15 protein-coding genes are annotated in these 15,112 nt (G+C 33.2%); 14 read left to right on the top strand and 1 reads right to left on the bottom strand.

All coding sequences use genetic code 11. The annotated features are described in order from the left end of the window. The first annotated feature begins 2,234 nt into the window (after positions 1-2,234). The gene (locus tag HX049_RS12895; protein ID WP_286416329.1) at positions 2,235-2,759 is read left to right on the top strand and encodes a DinB family protein; all 525 of its coding nucleotides are present in this window, start codon (positions 2,235-2,237) and stop codon (positions 2,757-2,759) included. Between the two features lie 61 nt (positions 2,760-2,820). Next, positions 2,821-3,309: a MarR family winged helix-turn-helix transcriptional regulator gene (locus HX049_RS12890; RefSeq protein WP_286416326.1), complete on the top strand. Its 489-nt coding sequence runs from the start codon at positions 2,821-2,823 to the stop codon at positions 3,307-3,309. A gap of 244 nt (positions 3,310-3,553) precedes the next feature. On the opposite strand, the gene HX049_RS12885 is transcribed toward HX049_RS12890, so the two are convergent. After that, positions 3,554-4,156, bottom strand: coding sequence for a nitroreductase family protein (locus tag HX049_RS12885; protein ID WP_286416323.1), 603 nt, complete (start codon positions 4,154-4,156; stop codon positions 3,554-3,556). A gap of 94 nt (positions 4,157-4,250) precedes the next feature. Between HX049_RS12885 and HX049_RS12880 the strand changes: the two genes are divergently transcribed. The 12 genes from HX049_RS12880 (at position 4,251) to HX049_RS12825 (ending at position 15,061) form a co-directional block, all read left to right on the top strand. Next, positions 4,251-4,619 carry a winged helix-turn-helix transcriptional regulator gene (locus HX049_RS12880; protein WP_286416322.1) on the top strand — a complete coding sequence of 123 codons (369 nt, stop codon included), beginning with the start codon at positions 4,251-4,253 and terminating at the stop codon, positions 4,617-4,619. A gap of 99 nt (positions 4,620-4,718) precedes the next feature. Then, positions 4,719-4,916: a hypothetical protein gene (locus HX049_RS12875; RefSeq protein WP_286416320.1), complete on the top strand. Its 198-nt coding sequence runs from the start codon at positions 4,719-4,721 to the stop codon at positions 4,914-4,916. Positions 4,917-5,074: 158 nt separating this feature from the next. Further along, positions 5,075-5,221, top strand: coding sequence for a hypothetical protein (locus HX049_RS12870; RefSeq protein WP_286416318.1), 147 nt, complete (start codon positions 5,075-5,077; stop codon positions 5,219-5,221). A 661-nt stretch (positions 5,222-5,882) separates the two neighbouring features. Continuing rightward, a complete protein-coding gene (locus HX049_RS12865; protein ID WP_006258232.1) occupies positions 5,883-6,230 on the top strand; it encodes a hydrogenase maturation nickel metallochaperone HypA in 348 nt (115 codons plus the stop codon). 10 nt (positions 6,231-6,240) lie between these two features. Then, the gene (gene hypB / locus HX049_RS12860) at positions 6,241-6,948 is read left to right on the top strand and encodes a hydrogenase nickel incorporation protein HypB (RefSeq protein WP_286416317.1); all 708 of its coding nucleotides are present in this window, start codon (positions 6,241-6,243) and stop codon (positions 6,946-6,948) included. 7 nt (positions 6,949-6,955) lie between these two features. Beyond that, positions 6,956-7,405 (top strand): urease accessory protein UreE, encoded by a 450-nt coding sequence (locus tag HX049_RS12855; protein ID WP_286416315.1) that lies wholly within the window; start codon positions 6,956-6,958, stop codon positions 7,403-7,405. A 79-nt stretch (positions 7,406-7,484) separates the two neighbouring features. Next, positions 7,485-8,492, top strand: coding sequence for an ABC transporter substrate-binding protein (locus HX049_RS12850; protein WP_286416313.1), 1,008 nt, complete (start codon positions 7,485-7,487; stop codon positions 8,490-8,492). Positions 8,493-8,499: 7 nt separating this feature from the next. Next, positions 8,500-9,498, top strand: a complete 999-nt coding sequence (locus HX049_RS12845) for a FecCD family ABC transporter permease (protein WP_286416311.1) — start codon at positions 8,500-8,502, stop codon at positions 9,496-9,498. After that, on the top strand, positions 9,495-10,262 hold the full coding sequence (locus HX049_RS12840; RefSeq protein WP_286416310.1) for an ABC transporter ATP-binding protein: 768 nt from the start codon (positions 9,495-9,497) through the stop codon (positions 10,260-10,262). The genes HX049_RS12845 and HX049_RS12840 overlap by 4 nt, the downstream gene beginning before the upstream one ends. 8 nt (positions 10,263-10,270) lie before the next feature. Further along, on the top strand, positions 10,271-10,777 hold the full coding sequence (locus tag HX049_RS12835) for a GNAT family N-acetyltransferase (protein WP_286416309.1): 507 nt from the start codon (positions 10,271-10,273) through the stop codon (positions 10,775-10,777). 191 nt (positions 10,778-10,968) lie between these two features. Then, positions 10,969-13,395 (top strand): TonB-dependent receptor, encoded by a 2,427-nt coding sequence (locus tag HX049_RS12830; RefSeq protein WP_286416307.1) that lies wholly within the window; start codon positions 10,969-10,971, stop codon positions 13,393-13,395. A gap of 112 nt (positions 13,396-13,507) precedes the next feature. Then, complete coding sequence (locus tag HX049_RS12825; RefSeq protein WP_286416306.1) at positions 13,508-15,061, top strand: DUF1186 domain-containing protein; 1,554 nt, start codon at positions 13,508-13,510, stop codon at positions 15,059-15,061. Positions 15,062-15,112: the final 51 nt, after the last annotated feature.

The following is a 15,112-nucleotide window of genomic DNA, read 5'->3' as shown; positions in this document are numbered from 1 at the left end:
TCTAAGTCTAATTTATCTATTACAGTGTTAATAATACGTACTGGATGCAATTTTGGAATAAAATCTTCTAAAGAATGCGGAATTAAGCTCATTTGATTCTGAGCGTAATACTTAAATCTTGGTGCTTGTTTTGCCATAAAAATCCGTTGTAACACAGGTGTAATTTATTAAAAATCAATCAAATAATAAATAATCATGAAGTAAAAAATACACAGAATTTAAGAAAAAAAGGGGCTGTCTTCATGAGACAGCCCCTAGCTATTATATGGGGATATTTCTTTACTTTGTATAAGTAATAGTTGGGATAAATCCTTAAACATTGATATCTGTAAATTCGTCAGTATGTTTTATTATCTCAATCCATTAGTGACCCTTATTTCAGTCTTAGTAGTTCAAATATTAGGGGATTTAATCTTCTATAAAAGAGGGATTAAGAGGTGAAGATATGCATTATTTGCTCTTGTTTTTTTCTTATTTCTGATTGTTTTTCCTTCTGTATTTGTCTCAAAATTATATCCAATAGATGAGTTCTCTGGCTCTCGATGTGGTATGGTTGACTTAGGTGTATACCTGTTTTTTGGGTTTATAGGGATAGGAGGAATGCTAGTAATTCATCTGTTATTTTGGGCTTCAAACAAGTTTTTTTGTACTAATAAGGACTAGAAAATACGCCAAACTAACCTTTTTTTTAACTAGCTTTAATTGTGTTAGTTATCTTTTTTTATATTTAGTTGTTTGCTGTATTTTTCTTATTTACAGTGTTTTGTGTAAGTGTGGTTGTTTTGATTATGGAATGACTACTATTACTGTATTTAGAGCATTTTAAAGCCCTCAGCTGAATGAACGTCTATATTATAACACTTTATACTTCTAGTATTATATCATGTTTTAGAGCTCTTTATAGGGCTTTTTAATAATTCACTCTTCTTTTTTGGGTATAAAAACAAGGTTTTTTATACCTTTTTACCTTGTAATTGTAGTTCTTAAGCAATGTGTTTAGGTGGCTAGCAGTTATTTATTTTACTTGTTTTATACTTTTAATGAACTTGTTTTTGGATAGAAGTAGTAGGTGTAGTTTACACTTTTTTGTACTTCTATTTAGCAAAACTATAGTTGTAGTATAATTCCTTTTTCATCTCTATTAACTTTATCAATTAGGAGAGGTCTATTCATTTTATCAAGTTGAGAATTGCTTTTTTTGTCATTCTGTATTTCTCTGTTTAAGTCTTAATAAGGTATTTGTATTGTGAGTCTTTTTTACAATATAGCTAAGTCTTGTTTTATGTGTCTTGTTGTTTTGTTTTTTTGTGTAATAAAGACATGTTGTTTTATGTTGGTATTTTTTTATCAATAAATTATCCTATTGAAATTGTTAATGATGCTTTGTGTTACCCCTTTAGTGTTTGTGTAAAATAGAATATATATAATTTCTATTGTTGTGTAAATTATAACTATTATATTTGATGTATTGGATATTCTTTATTGTATAAGGTGGCTAGTTTAGGTGAGTTTAAGCTTTTTAGCCAGGTAGTTTCTTTGAGGTATTAATTTTATGTGCTGGTAATTCGGTTGATTTGACTTGCTTTTCTAAAGATTGTTATTTTCTTTTATTGTGGTAAAAAGTACTATTTCGTTGCTAGATCTGTTGTGTACTAATTGTAGTTCTTTTTGTTTGATGGGCTTCGGTGGTAAACAATAAATAAGGAGGGAGAGTATGAGTTTTTTTTGATACATATATATAAGAAAAGAGTGGGAGATTGTGTCTGGTAGTTTTGTAAAAAGAAAGTGTTTTTGTGTTCTTATACCAATGCTTTTTTGTGTTAGATAAGGAGGTGTTTTGTATTCTATTTAAGAAAGGTTTGAGTGATTTTGTTTATTGATTTACGTTGATTATATAAAGTATTACTTTAAGTTTTATTTAGCTCAAGTGAAGCTTGATGTGTTTTAGGGGAGTGGCAAATGTCTTGTTTTTAGGGCAAAGGGTTTTTGTCAAAATGGCAGTCTTTTTATGAGATGTTTTAATGTTATTTTTACTTTAAAAATAGTATTTTTAACAAGTAAAAATATTTTTTGTTTGAATAAATAGGTATTTAAATCATATTGATTTAAAGCTTTAGGTGATTATTGTAAGTGTATGAATATTAACTATTACTATTTTATTGTTTTGTTTTGTTTGTTTTTATGTTTGATATTGTTGTTATGATTACTATATTTGCAACAACAATATTTAAGTGATGAGTAGTATAGAGAAGAGTTTTAGGGACTTTGAAAAGGTCTCAAAAGTATGGAAAAAAGCATTAGAAACATATTCTGAAGTGGAAATTTCTAAAAATGGATCAGTAGATCATTGGTCTTTAGGACAGATTTATTTACATCTAATTAATTCTACATTGTATTTTCATGGCAAGCAAATTGAGTGTTGTGTGAAGACAAAAAACAACTGTAATAAGAGAAAGAATTTTAAAGGATTTATGGTCTATAATGTATTAGGTAAATTTCCTCCTGTAAAGATAAAAGTACCTGCGTCGGATGATTATACTCCTATTGCTCCAGTTAGTAAAAAAGAAGTCGAATTAGGATTGCAGAAGGTTGATGAGATGATGTGTGTTTGGAAAGAATTATTAAAAAATAATTTGGGGGGAAAAACACCACATCCCGGCTTTGATTATTTAAACGCTAGCGAGTGGTTTAGATTAATACCAATGCATTGGACGCATCACTTAAGACAAAAATCAGATAGAGATAAAGAATCTGTTTAGTGTTTTAAGTGCTTTTAAGTTTTGTGAAAAAATTGTAATAATTATTAATGATTAAGGTAATATGAGTGATCAAGTAAGCTTCCCGTTTAATACTCCTGAAGAAAGTTCAGGATATTTATTGTGGCAAGTAACGATGTTATGGCAACGGACTATGAAAAGAGAATTGGATAAAATAGACATTACGCATACTCAGTTTGTTTTGATGTCTGCTTTGGGATGGTTGTCAAAAGAGGGTAATAGTGTTACACAAATAGATATTGCTAATCACAGTAATACGGATCGTATGATGGTGTCAAAAGTACTTCGAACCCTCGAAGAGAAGAAGGTAATTAAGCGTAAAGATCACCCTGTGGATACGCGTGCAAAAGTGATTACTTTGACTCCGAGTGGAGTGGAGCTTTTACAAAAAGCGTTAGTGGTTGTTCAAGAAGTTGACAATACATTTTTTAATGTATTAGGTCCTTATCGTCCGATTGTCGATCTTAATTTAAAATCATTGTTTGAGAATCACAATCATTCAGAGGGTACTTCAGCGAGTAATGAAAAGTAATATTTCTTAGTAAGGTTTTTTGTAAAATTCAAAATAAGCTGTTTTAAGAGTTTGTTTTTGTTTGAACGAGTAAATGTTTGGTGAGTGTGTAAAGTGTTTTAAAATAACCTTTAAAAGGGTGTTAAAGAGGTATGTGATGTGAATTCTGAAATGTGTTTTAGAAGATTATTACGTACAACAAAAAAGCCAAGGAATCTTAACCTTGGCTTTTTTGTTGCAAAAGGAACTGTAAGTTCTAATTCAATTATCGAACTTCTATTGTTGTTTTTTGATCAACACGTGTTTTAGGAGTGATTGATGGTTGATTAGTATCCTCGTTATCTCTATATCCGATAGCTACAGCAAAAACACTTTTGTAAACTCCATCTTCATTGATAATCTTATCAAACTCTAGGGTATTAATACCTTCCATTGGTGTTGCATCAATTCCCATTGTGCCACAAGCTGCTAAGAAGAATCCTAATGAAATATATACTTGATTTTTTAACCAAGCTGTAACCTCTTCTTCCGATCGAGGTTTTAGGAAATTATTGTAATACATTTTAGAACCTTCAGCTGCATTTTCTAAACGCAATTTCTCAAAGTATTCTTTTGTACTTAGTACATTGAACACAATTAAGTGACTAGCATCTTCTATCTTTGTTTGATTAAAAGCTGAGTTGCTTGCTAATAGATTTTTTACCTCTGTACTTTCAACAATAGTAAATTTCCATGGTTGACTATTAATCGATGAAGGACTTAGTTGTAGTATATCTTTTAATTGTTCTATTTTGTCACCACTTATTTTTTTAGTAGAATCATATTTTTTAGTTGTGTATCTACTCTTAGCAATTTCTAAAAAGCTCATTTTTATAATATTAAATTAAACTATCATTTTTATAGTTGCAAACTTAAGTATAGTGATTTATATTTGCAATAACGGTCAAAAAGTATAGTAACTGATGTATAGTATAGATGATAAAGATTATCCTTGTAGTACGAGTGTGACGATGAGGTTTATAGGAGGTAAATGGAAAGCTGCAATTATAAAATACCTTGCTAAAAAAAAGAGATATAGTGAGCTCAGAAAAGATTTGGTCAATATCACAGAGCGTACTTTGAGTTTGCAACTTAAAGAATTAGAAGCAGACGGTATTGTGATAAGAACAGTGTATACTAGTAAGCCTCCTTTAAGAGTGGAGTATGAATTGTCTGATTTTGGAAAAACATTGCTTCCTCTTATCCAGACTATTTCTGATTTTGGAAAAGAGATTATCAAGAATAATGACAAGGTGCACGTGGTGAGTCCACCTCCTTGTTCCTTAGAATAATTTAGAAAGGATATTACAGAGGTGTAGTATCCTTTTTTTGATTTTGTGTTTAGGGAAAGAGAATAAGTAGTATTTTAGTTGTTTAAATTAGAGTTGGTTATGGAGGGAGTAAAAGAACCTTTTGTGTTTAAAGGATACCAATATGAGGATTTAGACTATGCCATTGAAAACTTTGTGAATGAATATGACTTGCCTTTAGATCCTCAGAAACTTGAGAAAGTAAGGAATGTGGCTGAGATGTTAGATTTAATAGTTAGCTATTTTAAGCAAGAAAGAAAAGAAGACTGTACTTCTTAACAAGCTTTTTATAAACGGAAAACAATTTTTTACAAGTATACAAACGAGTCTGGTATAAAACCGAATACTCGATTAGAAGAATTATTTCCTAAACAGAATCGCATTGAGAATATAAAAGGGTAGAAGAAGATTTAGGATTTAAGTTACATATCTTAAAAATGAAGGATGATGTTATTGCTATACTTGTGATTACTTTTTTAGCATTGTTTGTATTGTTGTTTTTTACAACACTGTATGCAATGTTAGGAGGAGTTATTTGGCTTTTTGCTTATAAAGTAGCTGAGGATTATAGAAAGGAGTTTTAAGTAGAGACGGTAGGTGAGTTGGCCAAATTAATAGTTGAGAAAAACTATTTTAAGAGTAGAAGAGATCCCAATACAATGAAAGAAAAGGAGCTTAGAGAAATGATTGCTAAGTATTTTGCAGATTGTTTAGGTTTAGAAAGAGAAGAGTTCCTGAACGCTAAGTTCGGATAATGACAAAGTAAAAAGAAAGATTAATAGAATTTTAAAAGTCGAGTATCATAAGGTATTCGGCTTTTTTGTTTCTTACTACTTAGCGTCCTGTTCCCTGATTCTCCTATATCCACTACTCTTAAAGAAATGTGAATGCCTATTTTATGGTAGTATAGTCAAGATTTGTGCTATTCTTGATGGAGAAGTGTTTTTACATTTGTACCGTTAATAAAGGGGGCTTGGCTAGTATGTGATTGGTTTTGATTTATTAACAACAGCAATTCTTAGAAATACCACTTTAAAGTATTTTGTAAAGAAAAGTGAAATTAGTGTCTATTCAAACCGAAAAGAATAGTACTGACCTAATCAGCGAGAATCCACACTAATCAAAAAACAGTTTAACTGTAAAGAATTACCTCAAGTTTCACAGTTAAACAAAAAAGGGTCTAAAAATTGTAGATACCTTTTTATCTGTTATAGTAGAGTATATATAGAATTAAAATGTAAAGCGATGCATGAATTGTCAATCGTGAAAGATATCTTTTCTACACTAGAAGAGCACTATGAGGCTAAAGTAGAAGATATTCAGAAAATACAGGTCACAGCAGGGTTGTTATCTAATGTACAGCCTGTGCTGATACAGAATGCTTTTGATGCCTTTATCATCGATAATGAGGTCTATAGAGACATGGAGTTAGAGGTGGTGGTCAATGATATCATAGCACACTGTCACAGTTGTGATAAAGACTTTAAGGTAGAGTATCACCGATTTGTTTGCCCATGTGGTACTCCGTCAGCTGATATTGTACAAGGCAACGAATTGTATATTTCAAAAGTAATATTTAAACAATCATTATAAATCATTATTTATGGCATCGAATCCAAAAAGTTTAGGAAATCGCGTAGGTTCATTGCAATGTGATAATACCACATTACACTTATTAAAAGCAAATGACTTTGTAGCTAATACTATTAGAGAACGCTTAAAGAATATTTGTGTTATTAATGTTTGTTCTTCTCCTGGTTCTGGTAAGACGACTTTAATGCAAGAAACAGGTAAACGTCTAGGAAAAGACTTAAACATATCAGTATTAGTAGGAGATCCAGAGACTGATAGAGATGCTGTTCGTATGAAAGAAGTAGGGTTAAATGCACTTCAAATCGTAACAGGAGGGATGTGTCATATTGAAGCACAGATGATTCTTCAAGCTTTAGATCATATTGACCTAGAAGGAACGGATTTATTATTCATAGAGAACGTAGGGAACTTATTATGTCCATCTGCTTTTGATTTAGGAGAAGACTACAGAGTTACTTTATTAGCGACTACAGAAGGAGATGACAAACCGAAGAAATATCCTCGTATGTTTTTGACTAGTGAATTAATGTTAGTGTCTAAAGCCGACTTACTTCCTTATGTTCCTTTTACAGTAGAGAATGTAACGAAAGATGCTAGAGAGGTTAACCCGAATATTGAAGTATTGACAATCAGTACAACGAATGGAGAGGGGATAGACGAGTGGTGCGAATGGTTAAAAGAACGTGTAAAAGCTAAAAAAGCAAACGCAGCTGAGTAACTCACCTATGCAACAAACAATTTATATAGATGATATTCAACCTTGTGAACGAATTGTTGAGGGAATAGATGTGTTTGAAATCGAATGGTTCGAAACACAAAAGCATCTATTTCACCGATTGACTACTAACGGGGTTGAACTACATCTGCTGAAAGAGGATAGAGACTGGCAACACGCTGATGCATTGTATTGTCAAGGGGAATTAATAGCTCAACTTGTTATTAAACCCACTTTAACAATACAGTTTAAATCGGATAATGGGCAAGAGGTAGCTGACTTCTCTTTTTATATAGGCAATAGACATCTACCTGTGTTTATAGAAGGAGATAACACATTCTTAGTGCCTTATGATGGTAATCTATATGAACAATTGGTAAATAAGTTTGCTGATAATATTGTCTTAGAGAAGAGACAGTTATTTACTTCTAAACTACTCAAAAAGAAATACAGGAAATAGGAAACGGAGAACTGGAAATAGTGAACTAAAAACCAGCTGTCGTGGATTGGCAATCTGTGACGAGTAAATTCTAAGAATTATGAAATTAAGATATTTATTAACTGTATTGTTTTCACTTGTATTATTACAATCGTGTAAACAAAGTACAGAACCAACACAATCTACAGAACCAACCTCAAGAGAACTTGTAGCTATAGACAGTAGAGGTAAAGAGGTTCGTTTATCTAAGCCTGCTACTAGAGTAGTAGTTTTATACGAGGCTCTAGTAGATGATGTATTTATGTTAGATGCACAAGAGAAGTTAGTGGGTATTCCTCAACAAATTTATTTGAATGAAGATACTTTCTCTTTTCTATCTACTTTAGATAGTCGTATGGCTAAGAAAGAGATTGCTACACCTACTTTCGGTGGAGGGTCTTCTAATGTAGAAGCGATTATAGGGCTTCAGCCAGACTTAGTCATCACTTTTGATCAAGATGCAGAAGCTGTAGCTCAATTAGAAGATCTAGGTATCGCAGTGTTTACCATTGCTAGTGAAGACCAAAAAGGTATTATCAGTGAACTTAAGGGAATAGGAACACTACTGGGGAAAGCAGAGCGTGCTATTAAAATCACAGATTATATAGAAAAAGAAGTAACAGAAATGGAAGCTTATAAGGTAGAAAGCCCTAAAAAAGTATATTACGCATGGTCTAAAGGACGAGTACTTTCTACTTCGGGTAAAGGTACTTTAATGGATATGGCGATTGCACTATCTGGAGCTATTAATGCATGTCCTTTAGAGATGCAAGCTCCTAATGTAGGAGCGGAGATGTTGTACAAATGGAATCCTGATATCATTCTTCTGTGGAACTCAAATGAGAGCGATGTATATGGGTTAAGCGAATTAGCTAATCTACCTGCAGTAGTAAATAAACAAGTAAAGGTCATGAAGCCTTCATTCTTATACGATCCTCACACAGTGAAGTTTTTATTATTTGCCAAGCAAGTTCGTCAATGGAGTTACCCTGAGTACACAGAAGATGCATTAAGAGCAGAGATAGATGAGGCGATGAATATATTATACAATACAAAAGGTCAGAAGTAAACCATATATGAGATATAGCATTAAAGTTGGGTTATTGTGGATTATCCCTATTTGGTTATTAATAGGGTCTCTTATGTTGGGAACTACGGGTACTTTATCTCCATCAGAACTATTTAGTCATGTTGTGAAGTGGTTTAGTAGTTCAGAGCTTTCTACAGACCCGATAGAGACGATTTTGTGGAAAGTGCGTTTGCCTCGTATTATCTTAACCTTTCTAGTAGGAGCCTCTCTTGCTGTATCAGGAGGAGTGTTACAAGCTATCTTTCGCAACCCTATAGTAGACCCTTTTACTTTAGGTATTTCTTCAGGAGCTGCCTTTGGAGCTGCTCTAGCTATGCTATTTCCTTTTATATCGATTAATCTATCTGCCTTTGCCTTTGGGATATGTGCTGTAGCATTGACTTATACAGTATCTTATGCAGGGAGTCGTACTTCTATAGTAAGTATGGTCTTGTCAGGAATTATCGTATCAGGAGTCTTTACAGCTTTGCTAACTTTGTTACAATATATGAGTGACCCTTATAAACTACAAGCAATAGTGCAGTGGACAATGGGAAATTTACACACCGCTTCTTGGTCTAAAGTATATACCGCTTTTGCACCTATACTTTTGGGTTTATTTATAATTGTATTGCTGCGTTGGAAGCTTAACCTTTTGTCTTTAGGAGATAATGAAGCTTTAGCCGTAGGGGTGAACCCTAAGTACTTAAAGCTTGTTCTTATCTGTGTAGCGACCATGATTACTGCTTCTTCAGTAGCAGCAGTTGGAGTGATTAGTTTATTCGGACTGATCGTACCTCACATGAGTAGAATGGTATTCGGACCTAATAACAATATTGGTGTTTGGGCAAATATCAGTATAGGAGGTTCTTTTCTATTGTTGATAGATGATTTCTCTCGTGCTATAATGCCTTTTGAGATTCCAGTAGGCGTGTTTACGATGATTATAGGTGCTCCTATATTTATTTATTTGATGAAAAAGAGTTTAACTAGTTGGAGCGCATGAGACAGTTGATAGAAATACAAGACTTAGTGTTTTCTTATGCTAAAGAAGTAGTCTTAGACAGGGTGAATGCGTCTTTTGAACGAGGTAAACTCTCTATTATACTAGGGCGAAATGGAAGTGGTAAGTCTACGATGTTTAATATCCTAGCAGGTTTAGAAAAGAAGTATCACGGCAAGGTGTGCTTTGATGGACAAGAACGCAGAGCAATTAAGTTAGGAAAGGAGCAATATATGCGTATAGGATTCTTAAATCAGTTTCATCAGACTACTTTTCCTTTTACGGTGAAAGAAGTTATTCTAACAGGAAGGGTTTCTTTTGCGAAGTTTGCTCCTGCAGAACAAGACTTTCAAGAGGTAGTCGATATATTATCTCGCTTTCAATTATCTCATCTGATAGATAAACCTTATACTTCACTTTCGGGTGGAGAGCGTCAGTTAGTCTTATTGTGTAGAGTATTAGTGCAAAAACCAGAGGTGCTGATGCTAGATGAGCCTACTAATCATTTAGACTTACATTATCAGGTAGCTGTACTAAAGTGCATTAAACAATTAGCAGAAGAAGGTACTACTGTACTCTGTGTGATGCATGACCCCAACCTTGCGTTTATGTATGGAGAGCGATTTTATCTGATGCAAAACAAACAGTTGATAGATATTCAAGAGGTACAAGGGGAAGAGTTACACCGATTGTTAGAAGAGACTTATCAGTTGCCATTACACCGTATAGATAATCAAGGTAAACCTATGTTTATGCCTTTAATATAGTTGGTATTATGAATATTCAGATCAGTAAAGTAGAGTTACACCAAGCTCAAGATATAAAAGAATATGTCAAAGCATTCAGAAAAGGTCTTTTTCCTATGTTAGATAGTACTATAGTCCCCCGGGACCTTTTACACTTTGAACAGACTTATCTTTTACCCCCTCATGGATGTTTTCTACAGGCAAGAGACCGCGATGATAATATCATGGGTGTGATCGGAATGATGCCTTATGATTATCGTTTTGATTATTTAGATTATAGAGATAATCGTACCGTAGAGGTAGCTCGCCTTTTTGTAGAACCTGCTTATCGAAGAACGGGATTAGCAACTAAGTTGTTTAATGCTTTATTAGAAGTAGCGAAGGAGAAAGGGATAGATATGCTGTATTTACATACGCATCCTTTCTTAACAGGCGCTTTTGAATATTGGCGAAAACAAGGTTTTCAACTCATTAAAACGACGATGTATGGTGAGTTTGAGACACTGCATATGGATAGAACAGTTAGGGATAAATAGTATAGATTGTAAACAGTAACTATGAGTTTACAGCACTTTCTGCTTTGAATAAGAATAGAGTAATTATAATATAAGTTCATGGTGAGTCCGTTATTTTAAGCTAAATAACGGATTTACTACGGACTCATTTCCAAGTAATAATAAACTTGAGAATACCTATATCGGATATAAAATAAGAAACACATTTACTAATGAAAACATATTTACATAAATCAGGAATAATAGCATTGTCTCTATTACTTCCTTATCTCTCTAATGCCCAAACTTCTCAGAAGATATCGGGTAGAATATTAGGAGAGAAGAATAATCCCATAGCTTATGCTACTGTTACGATCGGTACTGATCATGTAGAAGAGAGTGATGAGCGAGGGGAGTTTATAATAGTAGATCAAGTACAGTTTCCTTTTTTACTACAGATTAATGCTTTAGGATATAAACAAAAGTCAGTAGAACTTACAGAGGCGAGCTATAAAGAAGGTTTTGTCGTTAAGCTTGAAGAAGATGTGAGTCAATTACAAGAGATTCTAGTAACGGCAAGAAGAAATAATTCTTATTTAACCAACTCTACAGTATTAGGAGGAAAGTACAACGGGAGAATAAAGGATTTACCTCAGTCTATTTCGATTGTATCGAGTGAGTTAATGGAGGACAAACAAGTGTTCCAGGTAGCAGATGTAATTCCTGATTTGGCAGGTGTAACACAGGCATCAGTTTATGATGAGTTTGTTATCCGTGGATTTAAAAGTGGGTATGACAATGGTATTCGTCTAATAAATGGAATGCGTTCTGCCTACGGTTTTGGAGAGAGTTACTATCGTTCACCGATGACGATTAACTTTGAGAGTATCGAAGTTCTTAAAGGACCTGGAGCTTCTTTATTTGGAGATATTGCTCCTGGAGGAACAATTAATATGGTTACTAAAAAGCCATTAGAAAATCATAAAGGATTAATTAACTTCTCAGCAGGGAGCTTTGAGACTTTAAGAACTACTATTGATGTAGGTGGACCTATTGATAAAGATAAGAAGATATTATATCGCTTAAATGCAGGGTACGAAAGTTCTAAAACTTTTAGAGATATTAATAACCGTAAGAACTTTGCAGTAGCACCTTCATTCACGTTTAAACCAGTAGAGGGAACGACCTTTGATGTAGATTTAGTATTTGATCAATTCAATGGTTATTTAGATAGAGGTATGAGTACTAAGGGAGGAGATTTATATGCTTTGCCACGTACATTTACATTGAGCCAACCTTCAGATTATTTTAAGACTAAGACTACAACACTTAGCGGACGCTTAACACAACGTATTACAGATAATGTAAATCTGCATGTGAATTATATGAAGTCTATCTATGAAGAAGACTTAAATGAGCACAGAACACTAAATACGTATGCTAACCCGCCAGAGAACACAGTGGTGAATCTGCGCTTCTTTGATCGTCATGGTAAGGAGTATACGGATAACTTCGTATCTTATTTAAAATGGGATAAATATGGTAAAAATATCGACCACCATATCGTAGTAGGAGTAGATTATGCTCAGTATAAAGGAGATAAAAATAGCTACCAACGCGAGGCGCGTAGTAAGAAAGAAAATGGAGAGGTAGTAGCTTTGACTTTTGATATGAATAATCCTGTATATCAAGGTGCTGATATTACTAATTATGTATGGAGATCAAACACGCAATATCCTTTTATGAGCCCTTACAAGAGCACAGGAGTTTATATCCAAGATCAGATCTCTGTAGGAGAAAGATTAAAAATGGTATTGGGATTGAGACATGAGAGTTATAAGTCAGAGAGTACAGATACTAAGGTTCCTTTTACAGCGACTCAGAATGCTTGGCTACCTAGAGTTGGGTTAACTTACCTTATCAATGATAAGATTAATTATTTCGCTAGTTATTCTCAGGGGTATGTGCCAGTGGCTGCTAACTTTGTAGCAAATTATAAAGATTACGGAGCGAATAGTGCTTTTAAGTCAGAGAAGAGTTTCCAAGTAGAGACTGGGCTAAAAACAGGTTTCTTTGATAATCAGTTGCAAATGGATTTTTCTTTATTTAGAATCGAAAGAAGAGATATGCTTATCGGTACAGGACAGTTGACAGAAGCAGGATTACCAGTGTATAGACAGTCAGGTAGAGTAATCTCTCAAGGGGTAGAGTTAGATATGAGAGGGCAGCTTACAAAAGAGTTTCAAATTATGGCCAACTATACTTATAATGACACAGAGGTGAAGGAATCTGCTATCGCTTCAGAAGAAGGACAATTGTTACCTGGAGCACCTAAGAACTCAGCTAGTATTTGGTTAAAGTACGTTTTTTCAGATACAGCACTTAAAGGATTGGGATTCGGAGCAGGAGTCTATTATGTAGATCAGCGCAGACTAAGTGAAAGCGTAGGTAAAGATGCTCAAGAGAATGCTCAGTGGGGATATCTACCAGCTTATATGACTGCTAATGCGGCAGTGTATTATCACTTAGACAAATTTAAATTAGCTGTCAATGTGAATAATATATTTGATAAATACTATTTCCTTGGAGGTTTTGATTATACCAGAGTGTTCGCAGGCGCACCTCGTAATGTGATGGTGTCTTTAGGATATAATTTTTAGATATATGATATTTCAAGGATTTTAATCTGAGACAATTAAAAAACCTCAATAGATGCATTCTATTGAGGTTTTTTTGCATTATTTTAGCATAAATATTTTAATAGTTCTAATGATGGCAAAACTAAAACAAATAGGTTATACTATTACTTATGATCAAATAGTAGATGAAAAAATAACTCCTAAGGTTGCAAAATTAATGGGAGAGATGCATGAAGTGGCAATACAGGGAAGTAAAAATGGAGATAAGTTATTAGAGAAAACGATTGCCACATACCCTACGATTCCTCAGTTTAAAAATTATTTATCGATTTGGTATAACACAAAAGGTAATACCAAGAAAGCCATTGAGGTGAATGACAGTATAATAAAAAAGCACCCAGAATATTTATTTGCTAAGGTTAATAAAGCAGCAATGTGTATTGATAATCGAGACTTTGATACGGTAATAAAACTTTTGGGCAGTTCTTTAGACCTTAAGGTATTGTATCCTGAGCGAACAGTATTTCATGTAAGTGAAGTAGAAGCAATGTCTAATATAGCTGTTAAGTATTATGTCTATAAAGGTAATTTTGAGCAAGCCAGAATAAGACTCGACATACTTAAAGAGATAAATCCAGAGTCAGTATTAATAGATGCTTTTGAGAATTTTATTCTTGCTTCAGAGGTTCTTAGTAAGAGTACTATAGAGGCAGAAGATTATATGAGAACAACTATTAATCAGCCTAAGACAAGAAATAAGTTAGCACCTAAGTTTAATCATAAAGAGATTGAACTTCTTTATAAACAAGAAATACTTAGTGAAGAAGATATTCAGGTGTTGTTAGCTTTACCACGTGTCACTTTGATAAATGACTTAGAGACTGTGTTAGATGATAGTATTACTCGTTATACATATTTTAGTAAAGAGGAATTTGATAGTTCTAATTATAATTTTGTTTTTAATAGTTTATTATTATTAAGAGAATTAAAAGCAACAGAGAGTTTACCTAAATTATTGCATGTATTAGCACAGAGTGAAGAATACTTATACATGTATTTTGCTGATCTGTTACCTGAATATCTATGGATGATTATTTACGAATTAGGACAAAATCAAACAGAGATATTGTTAGATTACGTCAAAAAACCACTTATATATACTTATTCTAAAACAGCTGTTACATCTGCTATTGCACAGTTAGCTTTATTTCAACCTAAAAGGCGTAAAGATGTCATAAAGTGGTTTAAGGTAGTTATGAATTATTATATTCAGGGTAAAGAAGAAGAAATAGACCCTGATTTTATAGGTCTTTTGATAGGAGATGTTATTGATATTCAAGCAAAAGAATTATTACCAGAGATTGAGAAGTTATTTGAATTGGAGTATGTGGATTACATGACTTGTGGAGATTTAGAAGAGGTTATGATGTGTCTTACAGGAGATTTAGATGAAGTATTCCAATTAGAATTTAATACTATTGGCCAAATCAATATGATGCTAGAAGGTAATGAAGAACCTGATGATATGGATAGTGTTAGTAATGAGATGTATAATGATTTTATTTTAAATCAGTTCACTAATCATCAAATTATCAATTCGCAAAAGGTTAATAGAAATGATCCTTGTCCTTGTGGAAGTGGTAAGAAATATAAGAAGTGTTGTTTATTAAAAAACACTAATGCTTAGTTAGTAGAAAATGAAGTATTAAAAACCTCAATAGATGCATTCTATTGAGGT

This window comes from Myroides odoratimimus, assembly GCF_030326305.1.
GTDB lineage: Bacteria > Bacteroidota > Bacteroidia > Flavobacteriales > Flavobacteriaceae > Flavobacterium > Flavobacterium odoratimimum_A.
This window is presented reverse-complemented; position numbering and strand designations above follow the sequence as displayed.

What these genes read in the sequence shown, in the direction of transcription:
- HX049_RS12890 (WP_286416326.1), top strand. Translation starts at nt 2,821, where the DNA reads ATGAGTGATCAAGTAAGCTTCCCGTTTAATACTCCTGAAGAAAGTTCA.
- HX049_RS12870 (WP_286416318.1), top strand. Translation starts at nt 5,075, where the DNA reads ATGAAGGATGATGTTATTGCTATACTTGTGATTACTTTTTTAGCATTG.
- HX049_RS12825 (WP_286416306.1), top strand. Translation starts at nt 13,508, where the DNA reads ATGGCAAAACTAAAACAAATAGGTTATACTATTACTTATGATCAAATA.
- HX049_RS12880 (WP_286416322.1), top strand. Translation starts at nt 4,251, where the DNA reads ATGTATAGTATAGATGATAAAGATTATCCTTGTAGTACGAGTGTGACG.
- HX049_RS12840 (WP_286416310.1), top strand. Translation starts at nt 9,495, where the DNA reads ATGAGACAGTTGATAGAAATACAAGACTTAGTGTTTTCTTATGCTAAA.
- HX049_RS12875 (WP_286416320.1), top strand. Translation starts at nt 4,719, where the DNA reads ATGGAGGGAGTAAAAGAACCTTTTGTGTTTAAAGGATACCAATATGAG.
- HX049_RS12885 (WP_286416323.1), bottom strand. Translation starts at nt 4,156, where the DNA reads ATGAGCTTTTTAGAAATTGCTAAGAGTAGATACACAACTAAAAAATAT.
- HX049_RS12835 (WP_286416309.1), top strand. Translation starts at nt 10,271, where the DNA reads ATGAATATTCAGATCAGTAAAGTAGAGTTACACCAAGCTCAAGATATA.
- HX049_RS12855 (WP_286416315.1), top strand. Translation starts at nt 6,956, where the DNA reads ATGCAACAAACAATTTATATAGATGATATTCAACCTTGTGAACGAATT.
- HX049_RS12830 (WP_286416307.1), top strand. Translation starts at nt 10,969, where the DNA reads ATGAAAACATATTTACATAAATCAGGAATAATAGCATTGTCTCTATTA.
- HX049_RS12895 (WP_286416329.1), top strand. Translation starts at nt 2,235, where the DNA reads ATGAGTAGTATAGAGAAGAGTTTTAGGGACTTTGAAAAGGTCTCAAAA.
- HX049_RS12865 (WP_006258232.1), top strand. Translation starts at nt 5,883, where the DNA reads ATGCATGAATTGTCAATCGTGAAAGATATCTTTTCTACACTAGAAGAG.
- hypB (WP_286416317.1), top strand. Translation starts at nt 6,241, where the DNA reads ATGGCATCGAATCCAAAAAGTTTAGGAAATCGCGTAGGTTCATTGCAA.
- HX049_RS12845 (WP_286416311.1), top strand. Translation starts at nt 8,500, where the DNA reads ATGAGATATAGCATTAAAGTTGGGTTATTGTGGATTATCCCTATTTGG.
- HX049_RS12850 (WP_286416313.1), top strand. Translation starts at nt 7,485, where the DNA reads ATGAAATTAAGATATTTATTAACTGTATTGTTTTCACTTGTATTATTA.